Annotated in this window: 27 protein-coding genes; 9 read left to right on the top strand and 18 right to left on the bottom strand. The window is 46.4% G+C overall.

Going from position 1 to position 24939, the window contains the following annotated elements:
• Positions 1 to 11: 11 nt before the first annotated feature.
• A complete protein-coding gene (locus tag B8880_RS13220) occupies positions 12 to 686 on the top strand; it encodes an LbetaH domain-containing protein (protein ID WP_084258040.1) in 675 nt (224 codons plus the stop codon).
• Positions 687 to 721: 35 nt separating this feature from the next.
• Positions 722 to 1579 (top strand): hypothetical protein, encoded by an 858-nt coding sequence (locus B8880_RS13215; protein WP_084258039.1) that lies wholly within the window; start codon positions 722 to 724, stop codon positions 1577 to 1579.
• A 419-nt stretch (positions 1580 to 1998) separates the two neighbouring features.
• Here B8880_RS13215 and rnb read toward each other — a convergent pair whose 3' ends face one another.
• The 6 genes from rnb to B8880_RS13180 form a co-directional block, all read right to left on the bottom strand.
• Positions 1999 to 3963 (bottom strand): exoribonuclease II, encoded by a 1965-nt coding sequence (gene rnb / locus B8880_RS13205; RefSeq protein WP_084258037.1) that lies wholly within the window; start codon positions 3961 to 3963, stop codon positions 1999 to 2001.
• A 76-nt stretch (positions 3964 to 4039) separates the two neighbouring features.
• Positions 4040 to 4828: an enoyl-ACP reductase FabI gene (gene fabI, locus B8880_RS13200; protein ID WP_084258036.1), complete on the bottom strand. Its 789-nt coding sequence runs from the start codon at positions 4826 to 4828 to the stop codon at positions 4040 to 4042.
• Positions 4829 to 4933: 105 nt separating this feature from the next.
• Positions 4934 to 5206: a hypothetical protein gene (locus B8880_RS13195; RefSeq protein WP_084258035.1), complete on the bottom strand. Its 273-nt coding sequence runs from the start codon at positions 5204 to 5206 to the stop codon at positions 4934 to 4936.
• 20 nt (positions 5207 to 5226) lie between these two features.
• Complete coding sequence (locus B8880_RS13190) at positions 5227 to 5616, bottom strand: phage holin family protein (protein ID WP_084258034.1); 390 nt, start codon at positions 5614 to 5616, stop codon at positions 5227 to 5229.
• Between the two features lie 61 nt (positions 5617 to 5677).
• The gene (locus tag B8880_RS13185) at positions 5678 to 5989 is read right to left on the bottom strand and encodes an ElaB/YgaM/YqjD family protein (protein ID WP_084258033.1); all 312 of its coding nucleotides are present in this window, start codon (positions 5987 to 5989) and stop codon (positions 5678 to 5680) included.
• Between the two features lie 112 nt (positions 5990 to 6101).
• Positions 6102 to 6857 (bottom strand): Nif3-like dinuclear metal center hexameric protein, encoded by a 756-nt coding sequence (locus tag B8880_RS13180; RefSeq protein WP_084258054.1) that lies wholly within the window; start codon positions 6855 to 6857, stop codon positions 6102 to 6104.
• A gap of 537 nt (positions 6858 to 7394) precedes the next feature.
• Between B8880_RS13180 and B8880_RS13175 the strand changes: the two genes are divergently transcribed.
• Positions 7395 to 7553 carry a DUF1328 domain-containing protein gene (locus B8880_RS13175; protein WP_084258032.1) on the top strand — a complete coding sequence of 53 codons (159 nt, stop codon included), beginning with the start codon at positions 7395 to 7397 and terminating at the stop codon, positions 7551 to 7553.
• Between the two features lie 209 nt (positions 7554 to 7762).
• On the opposite strand, the gene B8880_RS13170 is transcribed toward B8880_RS13175, so the two are convergent.
• A complete protein-coding gene (locus tag B8880_RS13170) occupies positions 7763 to 8320 on the bottom strand; it encodes a hypothetical protein (RefSeq protein ID WP_084258031.1) in 558 nt (185 codons plus the stop codon).
• A gap of 141 nt (positions 8321 to 8461) precedes the next feature.
• On the opposite strand from B8880_RS13170, the gene B8880_RS13165 reads away from it, so the two are divergent.
• Positions 8462 to 9358, top strand: coding sequence for a LysR family transcriptional regulator (locus tag B8880_RS13165; RefSeq protein ID WP_084258030.1), 897 nt, complete (start codon positions 8462 to 8464; stop codon positions 9356 to 9358).
• Positions 9359 to 9456: 98 nt separating this feature from the next.
• Here B8880_RS13165 and B8880_RS13160 read toward each other — a convergent pair whose 3' ends face one another.
• Entirely contained in the window at positions 9457 to 10758 is a 1302-nt protein-coding gene (locus B8880_RS13160) for an SLC13 family permease (protein ID WP_260337796.1), read from the bottom strand.
• Between the two features lie 550 nt (positions 10759 to 11308).
• Here B8880_RS13160 and B8880_RS13155 point away from each other — a divergent pair.
• On the top strand, positions 11309 to 12043 hold the full coding sequence (locus B8880_RS13155; RefSeq protein WP_084258028.1) for a hypothetical protein: 735 nt from the start codon (positions 11309 to 11311) through the stop codon (positions 12041 to 12043).
• 363 nt (positions 12044 to 12406) lie between these two features.
• Here B8880_RS13155 and B8880_RS14805 read toward each other — a convergent pair whose 3' ends face one another.
• The 7 genes from B8880_RS14805 to ssb all read right to left on the bottom strand — a co-directional run bounded on the left by B8880_RS14805 (position 12407) and on the right by ssb (position 16927).
• A complete protein-coding gene (locus tag B8880_RS14805; protein ID WP_260337795.1) occupies positions 12407 to 12532 on the bottom strand; it encodes a hypothetical protein in 126 nt (41 codons plus the stop codon).
• Positions 12529 to 13263, bottom strand: a complete 735-nt coding sequence (locus B8880_RS13150; protein ID WP_084258027.1) for an ATP-binding cassette domain-containing protein — start codon at positions 13261 to 13263, stop codon at positions 12529 to 12531. The genes B8880_RS14805 and B8880_RS13150 overlap by 4 nt, the downstream gene beginning before the upstream one ends.
• Positions 13260 to 14138 carry a glycine betaine ABC transporter substrate-binding protein gene (locus B8880_RS14555; RefSeq protein ID WP_167370584.1) on the bottom strand — a complete coding sequence of 293 codons (879 nt, stop codon included), beginning with the start codon at positions 14136 to 14138 and terminating at the stop codon, positions 13260 to 13262. Before B8880_RS14555 ends, B8880_RS13150 begins: the two co-directional genes overlap by 4 nt.
• Before the next feature lies 1 nt (position 14139).
• Positions 14140 to 14760, bottom strand: a complete 621-nt coding sequence (locus B8880_RS14550) for an ABC transporter permease (RefSeq protein WP_167370583.1) — start codon at positions 14758 to 14760, stop codon at positions 14140 to 14142.
• Between the two features lie 222 nt (positions 14761 to 14982).
• The gene (locus B8880_RS13140) at positions 14983 to 15204 is read right to left on the bottom strand and encodes a sulfurtransferase TusA family protein (protein ID WP_084258026.1); all 222 of its coding nucleotides are present in this window, start codon (positions 15202 to 15204) and stop codon (positions 14983 to 14985) included.
• 20 nt (positions 15205 to 15224) lie between these two features.
• The gene (locus B8880_RS13135; protein ID WP_084258025.1) at positions 15225 to 16265 is read right to left on the bottom strand and encodes a YeeE/YedE family protein; all 1041 of its coding nucleotides are present in this window, start codon (positions 16263 to 16265) and stop codon (positions 15225 to 15227) included.
• Between the two features lie 164 nt (positions 16266 to 16429).
• The gene (ssb, locus tag B8880_RS13130) at positions 16430 to 16927 is read right to left on the bottom strand and encodes a single-stranded DNA-binding protein (RefSeq protein WP_084258024.1); all 498 of its coding nucleotides are present in this window, start codon (positions 16925 to 16927) and stop codon (positions 16430 to 16432) included.
• 160 nt (positions 16928 to 17087) lie between these two features.
• Between ssb and uvrA the strand changes: the two genes are divergently transcribed.
• Both uvrA and B8880_RS13120 read left to right on the top strand, forming a co-directional pair.
• Entirely contained in the window at positions 17088 to 19925 is a 2838-nt protein-coding gene (uvrA, locus tag B8880_RS13125; protein WP_084258023.1) for an excinuclease ABC subunit UvrA, read from the top strand.
• A 181-nt stretch (positions 19926 to 20106) separates the two neighbouring features.
• Positions 20107 to 21159 carry a rod shape-determining protein gene (locus tag B8880_RS13120; protein ID WP_084258022.1) on the top strand — a complete coding sequence of 351 codons (1053 nt, stop codon included), beginning with the start codon at positions 20107 to 20109 and terminating at the stop codon, positions 21157 to 21159.
• Here the strand turns inward: B8880_RS13120 and B8880_RS14800 are convergent.
• Positions 21156 to 21287 (bottom strand): hypothetical protein, encoded by a 132-nt coding sequence (locus B8880_RS14800; protein WP_260337797.1) that lies wholly within the window; start codon positions 21285 to 21287, stop codon positions 21156 to 21158. The genes B8880_RS13120 and B8880_RS14800 overlap by 4 nt on opposite strands.
• Here B8880_RS14800 and mreC point away from each other — a divergent pair.
• Together mreC and mreD are read left to right on the top strand one after the other, a co-directional pair.
• Complete coding sequence (gene mreC / locus B8880_RS13115; RefSeq protein ID WP_084258021.1) at positions 21232 to 22278, top strand: rod shape-determining protein MreC; 1047 nt, start codon at positions 21232 to 21234, stop codon at positions 22276 to 22278. The genes B8880_RS14800 and mreC overlap by 56 nt on opposite strands.
• Positions 22278 to 22766 carry a rod shape-determining protein MreD gene (gene mreD / locus B8880_RS13110; RefSeq protein WP_084258020.1) on the top strand — a complete coding sequence of 163 codons (489 nt, stop codon included), beginning with the start codon at positions 22278 to 22280 and terminating at the stop codon, positions 22764 to 22766. The genes mreC and mreD overlap by 1 nt, the downstream gene beginning before the upstream one ends.
• A 74-nt stretch (positions 22767 to 22840) precedes the next feature.
• Here mreD and sucD read toward each other — a convergent pair whose 3' ends face one another.
• Together sucD and sucC are read right to left on the bottom strand one after the other, a co-directional pair.
• Complete coding sequence (gene sucD / locus B8880_RS13105; protein ID WP_084258019.1) at positions 22841 to 23710, bottom strand: succinate--CoA ligase subunit alpha; 870 nt, start codon at positions 23708 to 23710, stop codon at positions 22841 to 22843.
• Positions 23711 to 24877, bottom strand: coding sequence for an ADP-forming succinate--CoA ligase subunit beta (gene sucC, locus B8880_RS13100; protein ID WP_084258018.1), 1167 nt, complete (start codon positions 24875 to 24877; stop codon positions 23711 to 23713). It abuts the gene before it with no gap.
• Between the last annotated feature and the right edge of the window lie 62 nt (positions 24878 to 24939).

Genomic DNA, 24939 nt, shown 5'->3' with positions numbered 1-24939 from the left:
GAGATTTTTTGATGAATGAATTGATAAAAGTTATAGATAAAGGTTTAGGTAATGATATTAAAATCAATAAACTAAACCATAAATCAATAAATTCTAGTATCCATATATCTGGCAATAATAATGTTGTTTATATTGAATCTAGGGTGAATGTGAAAGATTTGAAGATTCTGATAAAAGGTGATAATAATACTATTTTGATAAAACGAGGCTCTATTTTTAAAGGTGGGAATATATCTATTGGTAATAACGCTAAGTTAGAAATTGGAGAGAGAGCAAACGTTGGAAGTGGAGCTGTGTTTTTTATTGACAGGGCGAGCGCCATTTGGGGGAATGATATAGTAGCAGCTGAAGGCTTAATAATGAAGACGACTGAGTCTTACGGTATCTATGATATTTCTACTGAAACATTACTAAAATCTCAAGATATTATAGTTGGTGATTATGTCTGTTTAGAACAAAATGTGACCTTAAAAAAAGGCTGTGTAGTTTCTGCCGGAACTATGATTACAGAAAGATCTGTATTGCTAGATAGGACTAAACATTTTGAACTCTGGAGTGGTGTTCCGGCAAAGAAAACACAGGAAAATATTATTTGGTCTAAATCATTGAATTTAAAATCAATCAATGATGATAAAACTGCTAAATTTTATTTAGATAAGTATAGTGATTATATTATAAAAAAATAATATTTTTTAATTTTAACTTCTATTGGTGGAGTCTTATGAAATATCAAATTGAGCATCTTAAAAGATATATTGATATTAAAGATTATTCTAAAAATTATGTTATTAATTCTGCAAGAATCAATAACGACTATGATCTCTATTTTTTATTAAACTATATTAATCAAAAAAGTAAATTTCCTATTTATCCTGAATTTTCTTTTAATAAGTCGATTAAGGCAATTATTAATGATCCAGATGCCCCTTTACTTATTATTTTTCAAGGTTTCTATGAACAGTATATCTCACCATATTATGAAAGTGATCCTGAATTACTAAATATCAATAGGTTAAATAATACAGGACTGGATTTTTCTTTTGGCGGATATATTAAAATGAATCGTAATTTTAATTATATTTGTGTTAAAGATAACTATCAGTCTTGGTATACTATCAACTTTGATCTTTATTTATCGCATATTGCAAAAATTATACTTTCCATCAATCCAAGTAGCATTTTCACTTTGGGAGCATCTGCTGGTGGTTTTGCGTCTATATTATTTGGACATTATTTAAAAGCAAATAAAGCAATAGCATATTCTCCTCAAACAGTAGGGTTTTATCATTTTATGTCTAAATATAGACAGATGTTAAATCTTAAATATGGATTATCTCAAATTCCATTTACGGACTTAAAATTCTTACAATTATATAATAAAGGATTCAATTGTAAGGTTGATATTTCATTGTGTGATTATAATAAAGTAGATAAAGAAAATTTATATCGATTAGATACATCATCTGGATTTAGCATTAATAAGCATGCCGGAAAAGAGCATAATATATTTGCAGTTGTAGATAAAATACAAGAGTTTGAGCGAATTACTACGCTTATTCTTAGTAAAAATATAAAATAAAAAAACTAAGTATTTTAGAAGGATATTCTAAAAGATAACTACTATTATATTGAAATTTATACCCAATAGATTATATTTGAGATAGTAGATAAAATAGTTGGTAAAGAGCGGGTTAAAACCATAGTATGTATTCGTTTTAACCTGCTTTTTGAAACATAAATAAAAAACAGTATTTTTGCGTAAATCCGAATATCTATAAATCTGGAACTCAATCATATTCAACGCTATAAATATTTTGTCTGTCATAAAACTCAGCTACGCTTAAGTTTTTTACAAATTTAGTTTGGTTATATAACCTTTTTATCTACTATGCCTTTCTTTCTTATATCAAAGAAATTTATCCATATAGGACGCATAATATTTTATTATATACAGTACTGTAATAATAAAATATTACTATCCTATCAGCATTTATCAAACTAACTCACCATATTCCCAATCAAACTCCGTGTCACCACATTCACTTCACTCAATTTCACCTGCACCTGATCGCCGATTTGGTAGGCTTTTTGATCTTGGATATATAGTGCCAGTTCGTCGCTGTTGACGTTGATTTCGTCTTTTTTATCATGCAATGTTGAAATCGGTACAAACAGGCTGGCGCCGTTTTCCAGTAATTGAACACGCAAGCCGCCGCGGCTGACATCTTGAATCTCGCCGCTGAAAATCGGATTTTGTTCGACCATCGGCGCAAAGTAGAGTGCATATAGCCAATCGGCAATGTCCCGTTCCACCAGGCGGTTTTGGCGGCGGGCTTCTTGCAGGCGCGCTAAAATCTCATCGGCAGGCTTGACCGCACTTTCGTGCAGCAGACACTGTTTGATAATGCGGTGATTGACCATATCCGAATATTTGCGGATCGGAGAGGTCCAAGTGGCGTAAGCAGGCAAGCCTAAGCCAAAGTGCGGTGCGGCTTCGGCCTTGAATTCGGCGAAAGTCAGGAAACGGCGCAGGCGCATTTCCAAAAAGCTGAAATCATATTGTTCAATGTCGTGGCGCATTTGGCAGTAGCCGTCTAAGGTGCGCAGCTGTTCGACGGCGTAGCGGCTTTCCAGTTCGCTGCGGTTGTCGTCGTTGGCGAGGGTAGCGAGCAGGAAATCGTGTGCCGCCGGCAGGAATTTGCTGTCGAAACCGCTGTGGGTGTTGAAAATACCGCACTTGGCGTGTTGATCCAAATAACGGGCGGCGCTGGTGTTGGCGATAATCATCGCTTCTTCGACGATCTGATTGGCAATGCGGCGGTGTTTGGCGTGAATGGCTTGCACTTTGCCGTCTTGCGCCAGTTCAAAACTGTAATCCGGGCGCTCTTTAAACAGTAGGGCGTGGGTTTTGCGCCACGCAATGCGCGCAAGGGCAAATTGGTGTAATAAGGCAATTTGTTGCGCGATTTTCTCGTCGCTTGGCTGCCAATGATTTTCCACCTGCTCCAACAGATCGGAGACTTCATCGTAATCCAATTTGGCTTTCGATTCGATCCACGCCGCAACAAAGTGCGGTTCGGCGGTGATTTCGCCGTTGCGATCGGTTTCAATCGTGCACACCAACGCCGGACGCTTTTGCTGCGGCATTAACGAACAGAGTTCGTCGGACAGTTCGCGCGGCAACATCGGAATGTTGAAACCGGGCAGATAGTTGGTGAAACAGCGCTGTCTGGCATCCAGCTCGATTTGCGAATCCAACGGAATATAAGCGGTCGGATCGGCAATCGCCACCCACAGTTTCCAACCGTTATCGCTGGTTTCGATATATAGCGCATCGTCCATATCTTGGGTTGAGGCGGCGTCAATGGTCACGAAATCCAAATCGGTCAGATCGTGACGTGACAGGGTTTGCTCCAGTGTATAAGAATCCAGTCCGGCAACCGGTGTGCGTGGTTGTTGGTGACGGGCCAATGTGACCCACCATGGCGCAAAATTGTCGTCTGCACGGCAGATAAACTGGGTGACTTGGGCAAAAAAAGTGCGGTCGTCACGCAACGGATGTTTTTGCAATTCTGCGACTACCCAATCGCCCTCTTGCAGCGCTTCATCGATAGTGTTGGCTTTGTTGGCAAGAATCAGGTTTTTGATATTCGGGTGATCAACTGCCAATTGCAATTTTTTATCCTTGTTAAACCGCACTTTGGCAATAAAACGGCTCAACATCGGTTCGACTAAGGCCTCTGGTTCGGCATTTTCTTTGTCGCCGTTAGTTTCGATCACCGCTTTGATTTTATCGCCGTGCATCACTTTTTTCATCGCCGGTGGGGCAATGAAATAGCTTTTTTTATCGCATTCTAAAAAACCGAAGCCTTTTTCATTGGCTTTAACCGTGCCCTCGACACGCGGTTTGTTTTCACGGATCTGTTGTTTGAGCTGGCTTAACAAAGGATTGTTTTGAAACATCTTTTTTCCTGTCTGACATTCATAAAAAAGGGGCGGATATTGTATCCGCCCGACTGATTTTGCTTAATACCGGTGTTTATTCCGCGTCTAATTCGTTCATCGCCGCGATATTGAAACCGCCGTCAACGTGCAGCACTTCGCCGGTAACGCCGGAAGCCAAATCGGAACACAGGAACGCAGCGCTTTTACCCACATCTTCAATGGTCACGGTGCGGCGTAACGGAGTGACGGCTTCGCAGTGGGAAAGCATTTTTTTGAAGTTTTTGATACCGGAAGCCGCCAACGTGCGGATCGGGCCGGCGGAAATGGCGTTGACACGAATGCCTTCTTTGCCCATTGCATTCGCCATAAAGCGTACATTGGCTTCCAAAGAGGCTTTCGCCAAGCCCATCACGTTGTAGTTAGGAATCGCACGTTCCGCGCCCAAGTAGGACAGCGTGACCAAACCGGCACCGGCGTTCAGCATCGGACGAGCCGCTTTTGCCATTGCCACAAAGCTGTAAGAGCTGATGTCGTGTGCGATTTGGAAGCCTTCGCGGGTGACGGCGTTAACATAGTCGCCGTCCAATTGGTCGCCCGGCGCAAATGCGATGGCATGCACGAATCCGTCGAATTTATCCCAATGTTTGGCTAATTCTTGGAAGCAGTTTTCAATGTCGCCATCGCTGGCGACATCGCACGGGATAACGATAGAGGAGTTGAAGTCTTTGGCAAACTCTTCGACACGCGGTTTTAATTTTTCGTTTTGATAGGTGAACGCCAGTTCCGCACCGGCTGCAAACATCGCTTGCGCGATGCCGTAGGCGATAGAACGATTGCTGGCGACACCGGCGATTAAAATACGTTTATTTGTTAAAAAACCCATAAAACTGTTTCCTGTTATGAATGAAAAGATGGTGACGTAAAGACCCTGCAGGTCAAATTTAAGTGGCGTGATTATACGCTAATTTGTCGATTGATTCCATGATTATCAAGAATCGTCGCGCTTGTTTTGCTGATTTTTCAAGAGCAGAAATGAGGCGACGCCGATCGCCGGTAAAAGTAACCACTTTCTGCCCAGCAGTAAACGGGTCGAAAGTGAAATCAGCGATGAACGGATAATCGGGTTGGATACGGCTTGCAGATAGCGGAACGGTTGGCGGATATCCTGCTGCGTTTTTTGTGTCTGTAAGCGAAATTTGTTACGCAACACTTCGCCTTTCAGCAACAATAATTCTTTCTCTAATTCGCTATTGCTTGGCATAAGTTTATCTCCTGCGTGCACTATTTCGGGGGATTGAGGCTTTGTTTTATCGCCGCCAGATCCCGTTTGACTTCTCTTAGCGTATCGTTAAGAAAACCGCGCTGTTGACGAATTGCGCGAATGATGAGAACGGTAAGAATCAAGACGATAGCCAGACAACCTGCGGCGATGAACATAAAAACGCGAAACTTGTCTTCTTCGGGCAACCAGGCATTGAGGGCGAAAATCAGGCTGAGACCGGCAAGCAGCAACAGCAAAAAGCCGAACAGGGCAAACGCAATCACCAGCAGCGCGCGTTCTTTTTGTTGGTTAAATTCCAGTTTAGCCATTTCCAATCGGACGTGGGCAAGCTCAAGGGCTGTGACAAAACTGCTTTTAATACCAGATTTAATTTTGTTTATCGCTTGCATTGATTATCTCCTTTGACAGAAATATCGGGAAGCCGCATTGCGGCTTCCACCATGCTCCGGATTATTTACGGTTAATGAGCAAGCCGGCGATAAAGGCGACACCGGCGATAACGCCAATCGCTTTATAAGGATTGTCTTGAATCATGGCATCGGATTGTTTCGCCGCGTTTCGGGCTTTAGCGGCAACTTTGGATTGGAAATCCTCCAATTGTTGTCGGTAGCCGTCGGAACTGGCGGTCAGACGTTTTTTCAATTTTTTGAACTCGTCCGAACCGGCATCTTTACCTTCCTCGAACAAATCTTCCGCAGTTTGTAGAATGTCTTGCAGCTCGGAAAGGAGTTCTTCACGTTTGCTTTCAAAATCATTTTTCATACTATTTTCTCCATTTGATTGATATTAAAATAGACTGCTCAATATTTATCCTATGCCATTATTTTATTAAAATCAAAGAGGAATGTAAAAATTTACAAATTGACAAACAGCGTTATGCCGGATTATCAATGTCTTTAAACTCGACATCGAGCTTGTAATGCTGCTGCAACCATTCGCCCAATGCTTTGATACCGCAACGTTCGGTAGCGTGGTGTCCGGCGGCGTAAAAATGAATCCCTTGTTCGCGGGCGGCATGAATGGTGCGTTCGGAGACTTCGCCGGTGACAAAGGCGTCAATGCCTTGTGCCGCCGCCAAATCGATATAGTCCTGTCCGCCGCCGGTGCAGATCGCGACCGTGCGGATTTGAGCCGGTGCATTGTCGCCGCAGTGGAGCGGTTTGCGCTGCAAGCCGGTTTCTAAGCGCTGCGCCAATTCTGCGCCGGAAAGTGCGGTTTTTAATTCGCCGTAAACCGGAATCGAGACCGCACTTTGCTCCAACGGTTTTAAATTTTCGATGCCTAACATCTGCGCCAACAGCGCATTGTTGCCGAGCGTCGGGTGAACGTCCAGCGGTAAATGGTAGGCGTATAAATTGATGTCGTTCGCCAGCAAGGTGCGGATTCGTTTGCCTTTCATGCCGCGAATCAGCGGCGATTCGCTTTTCCAAAAATAGCCGTGATGAACCAACACCGCATCGGCGTGTTGCGCCGCCGCATAATCCAACAGCGCTTGGCAGGCGGTAACACCGGTGATAATTTTTTTGACCGCACTTTTCCCCTCCACCTGCAAACCGTTCGGCGCATAATCGCTGATGGCGTCGCTGTTTAAGGTTTGGTTTAAAATCCGTTCCAATTCAATATGATCGATAGCTGGCATATAAAATCCTCTCTGTCATGCGTGGTGGCGCTAATATAGCACAAACCGCGCGTTTGCGTTTTCAATTTCCGCACAATCAAGGCTTGGTGAAACTGGTATCTGTTTTACTTATAACGTAACCAGTTTGGATTTCGGCGTGAAAGGCGGTGTCAATCTGTTTGATCGCGCCGTTGCATTACAAAACCGTTAGATGTTGCGTTTACTTTTTGAACTATAAACGATAGCGCACTAATTTTTATAAAAAGTGCGGTTTTGCTGCCAACACGGCATAACAACCTGTTCCGATGGGCTTAGCAGGTGGTAATGCCAGTGATAATTTTTCTTGACCGCACTTTTCCGTTCTGCCGGCAAGCTGTTCGGCGCACAATCGCTCGAAAATAAATAAAATTTTTCTAAAAAATGTTATCGGCTTATTTGCCCTGTCTTATGTTTTTATGTTATACCTATAAGCGTTACATTTTAATTTTATTTTGTAACTTATTGATTTTGTGTGTAATACTTTATTTTGACTCTATAAAGGAGAATGATATGTTACATTATGCCGTGATCTTTTTTGTGATAGCGTTGATTGCAGCGGTGCTTGGATTCGGAGGCATTGCGGGAAGTGCGGTCGGTATTGCCAAAGTGCTGTTCTTTGCTTTTTTGATTTTATCAGTCATCTCATTTCTTTTCGGGCGCAAGCGTTAGTGTTGATGAGATAACTACGATGAGATAACTACGAATCGTATCAATAGTAATTAAACCATCAAAGTGCGGTTTTGCACTGAATTTGACCGCACATCTATCCTCTTTTGCCATATCTTTAGCGCCAATAAGTGCCAAAAAGCGCCAATTAAAAAAACAGGCAATAAAAAAGATTATTGCCTGTTCGGGGAAATTTAATTGAGTGTCGTTAATTATGATCTGACGGATAATTCAGACAAAACGGCTTTGGCTGTTTCCAGATGGCCTTTTTGTGCAGATTCCAAAACGCTGTCCAGATTGTCAATTAAACGATTCAGCTTATGGTTTTTAAACTGAATATCTGACAATTGACGGTAGTTGTCATCGGCATCATACATATTGTGGAACAGACTTGATGTATCTTGTTTGGCTTGTAAAGCCAATTCTTTCGCCGCTTGCACATCCGCAACAAAACTTGCACTGTTGCTGTTTTGTTTTAATTGGGCGATTTTACTTTCCAGTTGGGCATAAACGCGATCATAGCTGTTGCTTGCCACCGGTGCTTTTTTTAGCGTTTGGCTGGAAATTTGCGCTTCGATTTGCGCATTGATCGGGTTATCGCCGGTGATTTTGGTTTTTACCGGTGCAGCGTGTTCGGCCACCGCGACAGTTTTCAAGGTCTGGCTAGAGATTTCCGCTTCAATTTGATCATTGATTGGATTGTCTGCCAGCGCAGAGAAACTGGTGAAAGCGACTGGTAAAGCGATAAGTAATGTTTTTGAAAATTTCATAGTGATATCCTTTTGATGTTTGGTTATTCATTGGTTAAAGCGTTATTGCTTTTGACGGGGCATATAGTAATATGAACACTGTTAAATAAAAATAGCTAATTTATTAATTCATAATTAAGTATAGTTTAATAATGAGGTGGTATGCTCGATTTGAAAGCCATGGCAATTTTTGCCAAAGTCGTTGAAAAGGGAACGATGCAGAAAGCGTCCGCAGAGTTGAATATGACGCCTGCCGCGGTCAGTCAATATATTAGCAAGCTGGAGCAGCAGCACAAAGTCAAATTGCTGAACCGCACTACGCGTAAATTGAGTTTGACCGCAGCCGGCGAAGGGTTTTATCAGGGCTGTGTCACGATGTTAAGCGGCGCGGAAAGTGCGGTCAACACCTTGGAAAGTCTGCGTGATAACCCGATTGGCACGCTGCGCATTTCAGCACCGACCGGAATTGCCGACAGCACATTTATCGGCGCGTTGGAATATTTGCTAAAGCAAAATCCGGATATGAATGTGGATCTGCAGTTCTCCGATGAAATGGTGGATTTGGCGGAAAAAAAGATTGATATTGCGATTCGCGGCGGTGCGAATGCCTTGCAATCGCCTAATTTGATTGCCCGTCATCTGATTGATATTCAACCGATCACTTGCGCCACACCGCACTATTTGCAGCAGTCAACTATTCCGATCAATACCCCGCATGATTTATTGAAACATAAATGGCTGGGCTCACTCGATGCAGCGCAGAATTACCGTAAGCATATTTACCGGCTGGACGGTCAAAGCGAAATCGAGATTGTACCGCCGCTGAAAGTGATTTGTAACAGTATGCTGGCAAGGCGCATTTTGGCACTGAACCATATGGGGATTTCGGTTCATGCCGGTTTGGAGATACAAGGGTATTTGCAAACCGGTGAGTTGGTACATATCTTGCCGCAATGGCAATTGCCGATGGTCAGCCTCTATTTGGTCACTCTGAACCGTGCCGATTCGACCAAAGTGCGGTTGGGGATTGAAGCTATCCGGCAAAGTTTTAAAAGGTAGCGTTTAAAATGCCCAAACTGCGCTTGTCAGCGTGAAAAACGTCTGAAACCGTATAGGGTATTTGCGATTTTACGATTTTACGGTTTCAGACGGGCAGATTAAGGATAAAACGGAAAGAAGATCGGCAGCAAAATTAGCGCCACGATGGTGGAAACGATAATCAAGGGAACGCCGGCTTTGACATAATCGGTAAATTTATAGCCGCCGACGGATAAAACCATCGTGTTGGCAGGCATGCCGATTGGGGTGGCGTAGGCGCAGGACGCACCGATAACGGTGGCCATCAGTACCGAGCGGGGATCCGCGCCCAGCTGATTGGCAATTGACAAACTGATCGGTGCCAACAGGGTGGTGGTGGCGGTATTCGACATGAAATTGGTCAATACGCAGCTAAGCAGAAATAGGGTTGCCAGCAAAATAAACGGGTTTGGGGTATCGCCTAGGAAGCCGAGAATGGTGTTGGCAATTGCAAGACCTGCACCGGTATCTTTCAAGGCTGTCGCCAATGCCAATGTGCCGCCGAATAAGAAGATCACTTGTGAATCGATTGCTTTGTACGCCTCTTTTTCGCTCATCACGCCGGTTAAGACCAATAATAAGGCGCCGACACAGGCGCTCAGATAGAAGCGGATCCCAATGGTGTCTTCCAGAACCATTGCCAACAGAGTGGCAATCAAAATGATAAGGGACAAGTTTTGTTTCCAAACAGGAACGTCGCGGTGGCTGGTGGTGTCACCGGCATAGACCGAATGGTCAATACTCAGGTTTTGTTTGGCAGGTAAAAAGCGGTAGCCGATCAGAACAAAATAGATAATCCCGACGATTAAAATCGGCAAACCGATTTTGGCATATTCAAAAAAACCGAATTTTAAGCCGGTGCCTTGTTCCAACACCCCTTGTGCAATCAAGTTACCCGGCGCGCCGATCAGAGACAGGTTTCCGCCCATGGCTGCGGCAAAAACCAACGGCATTAATAAGCGGGAGCGGGAAAAATTGGCTTTGGTTGCGATACCGATTACCACCGGAATCAGAATCGCCGCCGTGCCGGTATTGGACAGCAAGCCCGACATCACTCCGGTAATCAGCATAACCGCGATAATCAATTGGCGTTCGGTTTGCGCAAAACGCGCGACCAATCCCCCGATTTTGTTTGCTATGCCGGTTTCAAATAGGGCGCCGCCAATCACAAACATGGCGACAATCAGGATTACGTTAGAGTCGATAAAGCCGAGAAATGCGGTTCTGACATCGAGTACGCCGCTTAACACTAAGCCGATACAGACAATCATGGCGGTGAGTGCCAACGGGATTTTTTCCCATACAAACATGATGATCGCGAATAACAGAAATAACAAAGTGATCGTACTTGGACTCATATGTCTTCCTTCTAAGTGAGGTATTGAGAGGATAAAAGACCTGCATTTTGTGTGATTATCCTAGTCAATCGTGATGTTATCAGTCCAATATGATTTTTTGTATAATAGTTATAGGCAATAGCCTATATGTCGGCTATTCGCTTTTTCCGCCGATGGGCAGACGCATATATTCGGTTGCCGGAAAATTTTTGGCTTGCTGAGGTGCGGCGGATAGTTTTTCCAGTAAGATTTTAACACTGGAATAAAGTCGGCAGCAAAAATACGATTGAGATAATCCAGTGGTCGTGGGCGTAGAGAAAATAATCTGCCGCGCGGATAATAATTTTTTCTTGCTAATATTCAAATTCGTCAGACAAAGCAGGAGTTTGACAATTCAATCCATACAAAGGAAACGAGCGGTAGATTTTTAACGGCTAACCGCACTTTATTGTTTTCACAGGAACAATTCAAAGCACACAATTCAAAGCACATTGTTAGCCAGTGCCGTGTGCCGTAAACGAGTATGTGAATATTGTTTGAGCATTTAATTATGCTAGTATGTGTTTCAGAGCATTGGTTCTGAAAGGAGATTGGTATGATAAAGAAAGGTTTGAAACAGGCGCTGTTGCTGTCTGCAGTGTTATCGGCGGGCGGTTGTACGAGCGCGATGTGGGGCAGCGGCACGGCGGTAGATACGCAAGATATTTACCACCGTTTGGGCGAAGACAAGGTTCATGCTTTTGGTTATGCCCGGGCAGACAGCGGGCAATTAAAACAAGGCAGCCTGGTCATGATGGGCGAGCGCTACTGGTATGTGGTGGAGCCGCAAGCATCAGAAAGATTGCTGCCTGTTTTGAATGCGAAGCTGCAACACAGTTATCAGATTTTTTCACCCGGCGCTAACAAAGAGCAGCTGGTTGAATTGCCGGTGACGATTGAAGATGAGAGTGGTAAATTTAGCAGCAGTTTTTGCCTCAGATATCCTGTCGACACAAGCCAAAACAACAAGCAGGCCGCCCAAGAAAAAACGGCTTTGCAGGCTTTGCGGTTTCGTCCGATAAGCGAGGAGCCATCGTTGATGACGTATGAACGGTGTTTTTCCGCACGCGGTCAATTGTACGATAAACCGTTGCAAGTGAAGCAAAATTACCGGTTCGAACAGTATGTGCCGGTGAAATTGCAGACAGCCGAGCGTAAAACCGTGGTTAAAAGCGGGTCGAAGCTGTTGAGAAACATTGTGCTGACTCCGCTTACGCTGGTGGGGGATGCCGTTGTGACAGTGATCGCGGTGCCGATTTTTGCGATTAGCAAACCAAAACTTATGTTTTAACCCATGCCTTAGGGCTTGCTGAACTGTCGGTTTTACGGTTGCTAATGCGAAAGCTAAAATTGGGGGCGGGAAAAGATTGAAAGGCATTGGTTACGTTGTTGTTACTCCACTAAAGTTTGCGGCACGCCAATTGTTTCAGGTAATGTTTCAGGTAATGTTTCAGGTAATTACGTTCGCCGATGGTTTTCATGGCGGCGGTCAGGGGTTCCGGTTGTAGCAGTACGCCGTTATAGATCTCACCGCGACCTTGCCGGTGGGCAATGGATTCTGCCTGTTGTAACGCCCACTTAACTTGCTGAAATGATGGTCGGTAAAATCACGCGAGAGTAGCGTGGAGATAACTAATTCAGTATGAGTTTAACGCTATGAATTGCAATGCAAGTGCGGTCTGAGCCGGATAGCCAGACCGCACTTTACCGTTGGCGTCGCCATTTCAAGCGGGTTTAAGGTATCGGCGGTACAAGCCTGTTTAATCACGACGGCTTTCATGTTGTTTGCCGATCAATAACTGTACCAAGTAATAACCGTACCAAGTCACTCGCCGGAGCGGTTTGCACTTGTTGCGGAGGCGCAAATTGTTCTATTTTGCCTCGGTGCAGTACCAGCACTTTGCTGCCGAGAGTGAGCGCTTCGTCAATATCATGAGTCACAAACACAATCGTTGTGCCGAGCGTCTGCCATAACTGTTTAATTTCCTGTTGCAGCAGTTTGCGCGTCACCGGATCTAAGGCGCTGAACGGTTCGTCCATTAAGATGATGTCAGGTTTTGCCGCCAAGGCACGGGCGATGCCGACACGCTGTTTCTGCCCGCCTGACAGCTGGTGCGGATAGCGGTTTTTCAACTCCTCATCAAGATTGACCTGCGGCAATAATTCCATCACCCGTTTGTTAATTTCTGATTTTGGAATCTTTTGTAAGCCCGGCACATAACCGATATTTTCCGCCACCGTCAAATGCGGAAACAGTCCGTTTTCCTGCACCACATAGCCGATTTTACGCCGCAGTTGCACTAAATCCGCCGTTGCCAACGCTGTGCCGAGAACCGAGATCTGACCGCTGTCGGGTTTTAGCAAGCCGTTCAGCAGTTTCAGCAAGGTGGTTTTACCGCTGCCGGATTGCCCGATGATGGTAATGAAATCGCCTTGCTCGATTTGTAAATCCAACGGATAAAGTGCGGTCTGATTGGCGAAGATTTTGCTCACATTGCTCAAACGAATCATTTTAATAATCCCTTGGCTTGCAAAAAGGCTTTGGCGACCGCTCTTTCGTCTTTATGCTCGATTTCCACTGCGGAATTCAGTGTTGCCATTTCCGCATTGGAGATTTGGTTATCCAATTTTGCCAGAATCGCTTTTAATTCAGGGTGTTTGGACAGAGTTTCCGCCCGAACTACCGTGCCGGCATAATAGCTCGGGTAAAAATATTTATCGTCTTCGAGAACATTCAGCCGTTGCGATGCCAGTTGCCCGTCGGTGGTGAACACGTTAATCACATCGACTTTACCGCTCTGAATCGCTTGATATTTCAAACCGATATCCAAATCATGGGTTTGTTTGAAGCGAATGCCGTAAGCCTGCGTCAAACCTCGATAACCGTCTTCCCGTTCGAAAAAGTCATATTCCGCGCCGAAAATCAGGCTGTCGTTGAGTTTGGACAGATCGGAGAAACGGTGCAAGCCGTGTTGTTGTGCCAAATCAGCGCGCACCGCAATGCTAAAGGTGTTGTTAAAGCCGTAATTTCCCAGCCATGCCAGCCCCAGTTTGGCGTATTCGCTTTTCAACAGAGCAAGCAATTGTCCGTCATCAGCCAGAGGTTGTTTTTTCAGTACATACAGCCAAGCAGTGCTAGTGTATTCGGGGTAGAGATCAAATTCGCCGTTGAGCAGTGCAGGGTGGATATTCGCCGTACCGCCGCCGATGCCTTTTTTGATTTCTACCTTCAATTCGCTGTTTTGTTCAATTAATAACGCCAGCATTTCCGCAATGATAAACTGTTCCGCCATCGGTTTAGTGGCGATTTTGATTGTCGTTTGTTCAGGCTTACAGGCGGCAAGCGCTAAAAGTGCGGTACAGATCATCACAAATTTGTTAAACATATTATTTCTCCCAGTGAGATTTTTTGGCGAGATAGGCGCACAGGCTGTCTGCGCTAAACGCTAACAACATGATTAATAGGCTGCCGGCCACCGAAAGTGCGGTATTGTTGGTGGTAATACCGCGATAAATCGCCACGCCCAAACCGCCGGCGCCGATAAATGAGGCGACGCCCGCCAAGGATATGATCATCACCACCATGGTGCGAAAGGCGGTTAAAATCGACGGCAACGCCAACGGTAATTTGATTTTGTACAACAACTGCCAACGGCTGCTGCCCATGGCGTCCGCCGCTTCGATAATTGCCGGATTAATTTGGCGGATACCGGTGTTGGTGGCGCCGATCATCGGCAACAAGCCATAAAGGGTCAACGCGATCACCGCGGTTAAATTGCCGATTCCGCTAAACGGCAGTAATAAACCGAACATCGAAATAGAGGGAATGGTGTAGATAATATTATTACTTTGCAGAACAAAAGGGGCGAGTTTCGGTTTTTCCGCGATCCACAGCCCCAATGTAATGCCAATCAGCGCCGAAGCGAAGATGGCAAACGCTGAAATCGCCAAATGTTCGAGGGTGAGCCGCCAGAAAAAATCACTACGTTCCCATAAAATATTGAGCATTGCTGTATCCCGAAGTTTAGTAAACAGTTTGAGCTGCAAAATTAGACAATACTATAACGGAAAATCGGCGCAGGTGTTGGGTTTTAGTCTGTTTTTTAGGAGAAGAAGTACAGGAGTTAGGGGCTTAAACCGAAATCCGTATCTTAATGAACGGGTTTTATCTCACGAAGATACAGATTCGGTTATATTTTTTAAGGCGGCTTGAGATTATTTTAACGTTAATTATTTAACGATGGTAATCGTCCAAGAGGCATCGCCAATTTGTTCAAAATGAGTAACTTCATATCCTTCCTCAGCCGCCCAACTTGGGATCGCTTCGGTTGCTTGCGTGCAGTCAAAGTCAATAATTAAGCCGTCGCCTTTGTTTAATTTAGCCATTGCCTCTTTTGCTTCAACTAAGGGAAAAGGGCAGACTAAGCCGTTGGTTGCCAGTTTGATATTCATAACTATTTTCCTTATTTTTATTAAATTGCTGTTGCTAATCGTTGTTGCTGTGGGCGAATAATGGTGAAGTATGCTGCAAACCATGTGCCGAGAATCATCACGGGTAGCGAGAGCCAGCCTTGCCAAGAAAAGAATGCGGTTTCGACCAGACCGTTACCGATTGAGCAGCCGCCGGCTAGCGTTGCGCCGATTCCCATTAGTATTCCGCCGAAAGCGCTGCGTAATAATGTTGTGGTATCGGGAACACGAAAACGGAATTCATTGCTTGCTTTGGCCGCAATAAATGATCCGATTAAAATACCGAGAACCAGAAATACGCCCCAGTTAATATATTTACTGTCGCCGGTAATCAAAAACTGCATAATATTAGCCGAGGGTCCTGTAATGCCTAGACCAAAATTACGACCGCTGGCAACACTTAATGGCCAAGCAATTAAGGCAATTAAGCCAACCAAGGTCGCGGTGATAAACGGATTCCAACGTTTTTCAAAAAGAATATGCGCCAGCCCGGTTTTCTTTGGTTTTAAAACCGCTAATTTAGCTTTGGGTTTAATGAAATGCTTAAACACTAAAAACAAAGTGACCGCACTTAATAGTACAACCAGCCACCAAGCTGAAATACCTAAGGTTTCATAAATGGTTTTCTGCTCAATATAATGGCTTTTTAACGCATTATTAAAATCAGCCAAAGGTCCGGTACGCATCATTGCGCTAAATAACATATAGGTAAATAGCGCAACCCAACTGCCGATTAAGCCTTCACCGGCGCGATACCAAGTGCCGGTTGCGCAACCGCCGGCGTAAATAATACCAACGCCAAAAACAAATGCGCCAATTAATACCGCACCAAACGCAAGATTTTCAGCCGGAATTTCTACCACACCGAAATCGCGTAAGATAAATAAACCGACGGATTGCACACTAATGGCAATCAATAAAGCGATAAACATTTTATTACTTTTGGTGACATACATGTCACGGAACGCACCGGTAATACAAAAACGCCCGCGCTGCATCACAAAACCCAGTAATAATCCGCAAAGTAAACCGGTAATCAGCATATAACCTCCTAAAAAATAGAATGTCATTATGTGGAAAATTTTTAAGGAGAGAAAATAACTTTTTCAGTGTATTTATAACTGTTTTTTATAAGATGCAAAATTTTTTGTAGGGTTTAAATCAATAAAAAAACCCAGCATAAGCTGGGTTGTGTGAAGCGTGATGATTAAAACGGAATATCATCGTCAAAATCAATTGACGGTTCCGGTTGTGCCGCCGGTTTTTGTGCGGCGGCAGGGCGGGAGGCCGGTGCGGCGTAAGATTGTTGTTGCGGGGCGTAACCGCCGCTGCTTTGTTGCGGTGCATAGCCGCCTTGTTGTGCGCGCTCGCCACGCGAATCTAACATTTGCAGGCTGTCACCTTGAATTTCGGTGGTGTAGCGATCTTGTCCGTTTTGATCCTGCCATTTGCGCGTTCTTAATCTGCCTTCCACATAGACTTTGCTGCCTTTGTGCAGGTATTCGCCGGCGATTTCCGCCAAGCGACGGTACAGCACGATTCGGTGCCATTCGGTGATTTCACGCATTTCACCGCTGTTTTTGTCGCGCCAGGATTCGCTGGTTGCCACGCTGATATTGGCGACCGCTTCGCCGTTCGGCATGGTACGGATTTCAGGTTCGTTACCCAAGTTACCTACAATAATGACTTTATTTACGCCTGCCATAGTATCCTCTTTTTCTGTATAGCTGGTTGGAATGCGGTATATATTGCCTGAAAATCATGGAAAAATCATCTTTTAAAATAAAAAAGATACTGGATATTTACACAGTTTTTTTATTTGTGCGATAATCATTCCAATTTTACAAAAACACTGAGATGAATTTATGGACAAGATTGAGGTTCGTGGCGCACGCACCCATAATTTAAAAAATATTGATTTGACGATCCCACGCGATAAATTGGTGGTGATTACCGGCTTATCGGGTTCGGGAAAATCGTCTTTGGCGTTCGATACCCTATACGCCGAAGGGCAGCGGAGGTATGTGGAATCGCTGTCTGCCTATGCGCGTCAGTTTCTATCCTTGATGGAAAAGCCCGATGTCGATCATATTGAAGGCTTGTCGCCGGCGATTTCGATTGAGCAGAAATCCACCTCCCACAATCCGCGTTCCACCGTCGGTACAATTACCGAAATTTATGACTACCTGCGCTTGTTGTTCGCCCGTGTCGGCGAACCGCGTTGTCCGACCCATGATGTGCCGTTGGCGGCGCAAACCATTAGTCAAATGGTGGATAAGGTGCTGGAATTGCCGGAAGGCAGCCGCATGATGTTGCTGGCGCCGGTGGTGAAAGAGCGCAAAGGGGAACACGTCAAGTTGTTGGAAAATATTGCGGCGCAGGGCTATATCCGTGCCAGAATCGACGGCGAGATTTGCGATTTGTCCGATCCGCCGACGCTGGAATTACAGAAAAAACATACCATTGAAGTGGTGATCGATCGCTTCAAAGTGCGGTCGGATTTGGCAAGTCGCTTGGCGGAATCGTTTGAAACCGCACTTGAGTTGTCGGGCGGCACGGTGGTGGTGGCACCGATGGAAGGGAATGAGACCGCCGTCGACGAGTTGCTGTTTTCTTCGAATTTTGCCTGTCCACATTGCGGTTATTCGGTGGCGGAATTGGAGCCGCGCCTGTTCTCGTTCAACAATCCTGCCGGTGCCTGTCCGAGTTGCGACGGCTTGGGCGTACAGCAGTACTTCGATGAAAAACGGGTGATTCAAAATCCATCGATATCATTGGCGAGCGGGGCGATCAAAGGCTGGGATAAGCGGAATTTCTACTATTTTCAAATGTTGAGTTCGTTGGCGAAGCACTACGGATTTGATATTAACGCACCGTTTGAAAAGCTGCCGCCCGATATTCAAGCGGTGGTGTTAAATGGTTCCGGCGATGACGAAATCGAATTTCAATATGTCAATGATCGCGGCGATATCACCTTGCGCCGCCACCCGTTTGAGGGCATTTTGAACAATATGGCGCGCCGTTATAAAGAAACCGAATCGACCGCCGTGCGCGAGGAGTTGGCAAAAAATATCAGCACCCGTCCCTGTACCTCTTGCGGTGGTTCGCGCTTGCGCACCGAAGCCCGTCATGTGTTTATCGAACAATTTAACCTACCGAATGTGGCAGAGCGCAGTATCGGCAATGCGTTGGCGTTTTTTGAAGACTTGCAGCTCAGCGGACAACGGGCGCAAATTGCGGAAAAAATCTTGAAGGAGATCAAAGAGCGGTTGTCGTTTTTGGTCAATGTCGGCTTGAACTATCTTTCGCTTTCCCGTTCGGCGGAAACCCTGTCGGGCGGCGAAGCGCAGCGGATTCGCCTAGCGAGCCAAATCGGTGCCGGTCTGGTCGGGGTGATGTATGTGCTGGACGAACCGTCAATCGGTTTGCACCAACGGGATAACGAACGGTTGCTGAAAACCTTGATTCATCTGCGTGATTTGGGCAATACCGTGATCGTGGTCGAGCACGACGAAGATGCGATTATGGCGGCGGATCATATTATTGATATCGGACCGGGCGCCGGTGTGCACGGCGGTGAAATCGTCGCCAGCGGCACGGCGCAACAGTTGATGCAAAATCAAGCCTCGTTAACCGGTAAGTATTTGTCCGGCGAAGAAAAAATCGACATTCCGAAAAAACGTACACCGCTCAATAAAGAGAAATGGTTGAGCTTAAAAGGCGCGAGCGGCAACAACTTAAAAAATGTCGATTTGGCTATTCCGGTCGGTTTGTTTACCTGCGTCACCGGCGTGTCGGGATCGGGCAAATCCACTTTAATCAACGACACCCTGTTCCCGCTGGCGCAAAATGCGTTGAATCGGGCGGAAAATACCGATGTTGCGCCTTACAAAAGCATCGACGGTTTAGGGCATTTCGACAAAGTGATCGACATTGACCAAAGCCCGATCGGGCGCACGCCACGCTCCAATCCGGCGACCTATACCGGTTTGTTCACCCCGATCCGCGAGCTGTTTGCCGGTGTGCCGGAAGCGCGCGCCAGAGGGTATAATCCGGGACGGTTCAGTTTTAACGTGCGTGGCGGCCGTTGTGAAGCCTGTCAGGGCGATGGTGTGATTAAAGTGGAAATGCACTTTTTGCCGGACGTCTATGTACCTTGTGATCAGTGTAAAGGCAAACGTTACAACCGTGAAACCTTGGAAATCCGCTACAAAGGCAAAACCATTCACCAAATTTTAGAGATGACGGTCGAGGAGGGCTTGGAATTTTTTGCGGCGGTACCGATGATTGCGCGTAAACTGCAAACGTTAATGGACGTAGGGCTGTCGTATATTCGGTTGGGGCAATCCTCCACCACTTTATCCGGCGGGGAAGCGCAACGGGTGAAACTGGCGACCGAGTTGTCGAAACGTGATACCGGCAAGACCTTGTACATTTTGGACGAACCGACGACGGGGCTGCATTTTGCCGATATTAAACAGCTGCTTGGCGTGCTGCACCGTCTGCGTGATCAGGGCAATACCATTGTGGTGATTGAACACAATTTGGACGTGATCAAAACTGCCGACTGGATTATCGATCTCGGTCCCGAAGGCGGTGACGGCGGCGGACAGATTATCGCCAAAGGCACGCCTGAACAATTGATCAAAAATAAAGAATCCCATACTGCCAGATTTTTAGCGCCGATTTTAGCCAAAAAATAGCAAAGTGCGGTTTAGCCATGCAAAATGGCAAAAGCGTATTTTGTTCCGCTATCAAGCCTCTCGCTTTGGAGAGGCTTTTTACGTTGGGCGTGATTTCAAGTTGTGAAGCTCCCTGTTTTTTGGTACATTTAGCACAATTTTTTCGCCTCTGTCGGCTTAACCCCCTTTTCTAATCGGAATCATTATGTTTAAAAAAATTCGTGGTCTGTTTTCCAATGATCTTTCTATCGATTTAGGCACCGCCAACACCCTTATTTATGTGAAAGGTCAAGGCATTGTGCTTGACGAACCCTCTGTGGTTGCGATCCGCCAAGATCGTGTCGGCTCTTTAAAAAGCATTGCCGCCGTCGGGCGTGAAGCCAAAATGATGTTGGGGCGTACCCCGAAAAGTATTGCGGCGATTCGTCCGATGAAAGACGGCGTGATCGCCGATTTCTTTGTGACGGAAAAAATGTTGCAGTATTTCATCAAACAAGTACACCGCAATAATTTTATGCGTCCGAGTCCGCGTGTACTGGTGTGTGTGCCTGCCGGTGCAACTCAAGTGGAGCGCCGTGCGATTAAAGAATCGGCAATCGGCGCCGGCGCGCGTGAAGTCTATTTGATTGAAGAGCCGATGGCGGCGGCAATCGGGGCGAAACTGCCGGTTTCGACGGCAACCGGTTCGATGGTTATCGACATTGGCGGCGGTACGACCGAAGTGGCGGTGATCTCCTTAAACGGGGTGGTCTATTCTTCTTCCGTCAGAATCGGCGGTGACCGTTTTGATGAAGCGATTATCGCCTATGTACGCCGTACTTTCGGTTCTTCCATCGGGGAAGCAACGGCGGAACGGATCAAACAAGAGATCGGCACGGCGTTTATTGATGAAAACGATGAAGTGAAAGAGATTGAAGTTCACGGGCATAATTTAGCCGAAGGTGCACCGCGTACCTTTAAACTGACCTCGCGTGATGTGTTGGAAGCGATTCAGCAGCCGTTAAGCGGTATTGTGACTGCGGTGCGTACCGCACTTGAGTCTTGTCCGCCGGAATTGGCTGCCGATATTTTCGAACGGGGTATGGTGTTGACCGGCGGCGGTGCATTAATGCCGAATATTGATACGCTACTGTCCAGAGAATCCGGCGTACCGGTGATTGTGGCGGAAGATCCACTGACTTGTGTGGCGCGCGGCGGTGGCGAAGCGTTGGATATGATTGATATGCACGGTGGTGACATCTTTAGCGACGATTAATCGCGACACTCTTCTTTTTTCACAAGTGCGGTTTTAAACCGATTAAAACCGCCACTTTTTAGAGTAATCTGCATGAAACCAATTTTTTCTAAAGCTCCGCCTTTAGGAATCCGTCTGATTTTAGCCATTGTGGCATCGATTCTATTGATGATAGGCGATGGTCGCAGCAGTGGCATGATTCAACTGCGCAGTCTAATGGAAACCTCCATTAGCGGTCTGTTTTATTTCGCCAATATTCCCCGTTCGGTGCTGGACGGCGTGTCCGATAACCTTGCCGATACCTCTAAATTACAGATTGAAAATCGGGTTTTAAAAGAGCAGTTACGCGAAAAAAATGCCGATCTGTTATTGCTCGATCAACTCAAAGTTGAAAACCAGCGTTTGCGCTTATTGCTCAATTCACCGTTACGTTACGACGAATATAAAAAAATTGCCGAAGTGCTGACCACCGAATCGGATATTTATCGGCAACAAGTGGTGATCAATCAAGGCAGTCGCGACGGCGTGTTTGTCGGTCAGCCGGTGATTGACGAAAAAGGCGTGGTCGGGCAGGTGACTTCAGTGGGGGCAACCACCAGTCGGGTGTTGCTGATTACCGATGTGACGCACTCGATTCCGTTGCAGGTGTTGCGTAATGACGTGCGCCTGATTGCCAGCGGCACGGGACGGGGCGACGAACTGCAACTGGATAACGTACCGCACTCGGTCGATATTGTAAAAGGTGATCTGCTGGTGACATCGGGTTTGGGCGGGCGTTTTCCGGAAGGCTATCCGGTGGCAATCGTCGATTCGGTATCCACTGACAAACAAAACTATTTTGCGATGATCTCCGCCAAGCCGTTGGCATCGCTGGAGCGTTTGCGCTATCTGTTACTGCTATGGCCGGTGAATGATGAATTACACCGCCCGCAATCCCTTTCGCCGGAAGATGTGCGCAATACCGTGCGCCAGCGTTTGCTGACTCGACAAGATGAGCTGTTGAGCCCTGACGGGAATAAAAATATTAAAGAGCAGATTAATTTGAATTCGGAGGAAGTAGCCAATTCGACGAGTGAGGAACTGGCACCGGCGGATGCCAACCAACAGCAGCAAGATGCCCTGACTGAGGAGAACCAATAATGAAAGGCAACTGGATTTTGCAATTGTTGATGGTGGTGTGTACCTTTTTGGTTGCTTTGGTGATGGAAATTACCCCGTGGTCAGCCGAATTTCAAGGGCTGAGACCGTCCTGGTTGGTATTGGTCTTGTTGTATTGGGTGTTGGCGATTCCGAATAAGATCAGCATCGGCTGGTCGTTTGTGGTCGGTTTGATTTGGGATTTGAGTTTGGGGTCGATTCTCGGCGTACACGCCTTGGTATTGTCGATTTTCGCTTATTTGATTGCCTCTAATCACTTGGTTTTGCGTAATCTGTCATTATGGCTGCAAAGCATGTTGGTCATTATTGTGGTGATTGTGATCCATACCAGTATCTTTTTAATCGAACTCTTTATGCATAGCGCCCACTTCAGTTCACAAGAATTACTGGGAGCGCTGTTTAGCGGCATACTCTGGCCTTGGGTATTTTTATTGCTGCGTACCTTAAGACGGAAGTTCAGTTTGCGCTAACAGTCGGCATTATGCAGTGAAAAAGCGGATATAAAATCCGCTTTTTTGCATCGAATGAGCCGCTTGATTAGCGACTATTTTATCACTTTCAGCAACGCCGTGCCAATCTCCGCCAAGCTGCGGACGGTAGTGACACCGGCAGCTTCAAGCGCAGCGAATTTTTCATCGGCAGTGCCTTTGCCGCCGCTGATGATTGCGCCGGCGTGTCCCATGCGTTTTCCTTTCGGGGCGGTGACGCCGGCAATATAGGACACCACCGGTTTGCTGACGTGTTGTTTAATGTACGCCGCAGCCTCTTCTTCCGCTGAGCCGCCGATTTCGCCGATCATCACAATCGCTTCGGTTTCCGGATCTTGTTCGAACAGCGCTAAAATATCGATAAAGCTCGAACCGGGGATCGGATCACCGCCGATCCCGACACAGCTGGATTGCCCCAATCCGCAGTCGGTGGTCTGTTTCACCGCTTCATAGGTGAGTGTGCCGGAACGGGAAACGATTCCCACTTTGCCTTTCTTGTGAATATTGCCCGGCATGATACCGATTTTACATTCGTCAGGGGTGATCACACCCGGACAGTTCGGACCGATCATGCGCACGCCGGTTTGATTGAGTTTCTGTTTCACCGCCAACATATCCAAGGTCGGAATCCCTTCGGTGATACAGACGATCAGTTGAATTCCGGCATCAATCGCTTCTAAAATGGCATCTTTACAGCCCGGCGCCGGCACATAAATCACACTGGCGGTTGCGCCGGTCGCTTGCACCGCTTGCGCCACGGTATCGAATACCGGCAAGCCCAGATGGGTGGATCCGCCTTTGCCGGGCGAAGTGCCACCGACCAGTTGTGTGCCGTAGGCAAGGGCCTGTTCGGAATGGAACGTACCTTGTCCGCCGGTGAAGCCTTGACAGATCACTTTAGTATTTTTATCAATTAAAATAGACATTTATTTGTCCTCCGCTGCGGCAACCACTTGTTTGGCGGCATCTGTTAAACTGTTGGCGGCGATAATATTCAGACCGCTCTTGGCTAAAATCTCTCTACCCAACGGCGCATTGTTGCCTTCCAGACGAACCACGACCGGAATTGCCACGCCCACTTCATTCACGGCGTCGATAATACCGTTGGCGATTAAATCACAGCGTACGATTCCGCCGAAAATATTGACCAATACCGCTTTTACTGCGTTGTCGGACAAAATGATTTTAAATGCTTCGGCAACTCGCTCTTTGGTGGCGCCACCGCCGACATCGAGGAAGTTGGCCGGCTGGCCGCCGTGCAATTTGATAATATCCATCGTTCCCATCGCCAAACCTGCGCCGTTGACCATGCAGCCGATATTGCCGTCCAATGCCACATAGTTGAGTTGCCATTGTTCCGCCAGTGCTTCACGCGGATCTTCTTGGCTCGGATCTTGCATGGCTTGCAAATCGGGGTGGCGGTAAGCAGCGTTACTGTCGGTAACGATTTTGGCATCGAGGCAGAGCAGTTGATCGTTGTCTAAAATCACCAACGGATTGACCTCCACCAGCGCCAAATCTTTTTCTACGAACAATTTCGCCAGTTGAGTGAAAATATGGCTGAACTGTTTAACTTGATCGCCTTTTAATCCCAGCTTGAATGCCAGCTGCCGTCCCTGATACGGCATGCCGCCCAACAGCGGATCCAGGCTGATTTTATGCAGTAATTCAGGGGTTTTTTCCGCGACTTCTTCGATATCCATACCGCCTTCGGTCGAGGCCATTACCACCACGCTTTGCGAACTGCGATCCAAAACCGCGCTGAGGTACAGCTCTTTTTTGAAAGGGGAGCACTGCTCAAGATAGATGGTATTGACCGGTTGTCCGTTTTTATCGGTTTGGAAGGTGATTAAGCGTTTGCCGAACCATTGTTGCGCAAACGCACTGATTTCCGCTTCGCTTTTGACCAGTTTGACGCCGCCGGCTTTGCCGCGTCCGCCTGCATGAACCTGACATTTGGCAACCCAAGTGTCGCCGCCCAATTTTTTGGCTGCGTCGAGCAGTTGTGTTAAATTTTGGCAGGCATAACCGGTGGGAACGGGGATTTGATAATCGGCAAAGATTTGTTTACTTTGGTATTCATGCAAGTTCATTGTTCGTCCTTATCCGTATAGTCCGTTTGTGTATAAATAATAGCGGGTTTGAGGGGCGGCAT

Source organism: Pasteurella testudinis DSM 23072 (assembly GCF_900176075.1).
Lineage (GTDB): Bacteria > Pseudomonadota > Gammaproteobacteria > Enterobacterales > Pasteurellaceae > Chelonobacter > Chelonobacter testudinis.
This window is presented reverse-complemented; position numbering and strand designations above follow the sequence as displayed.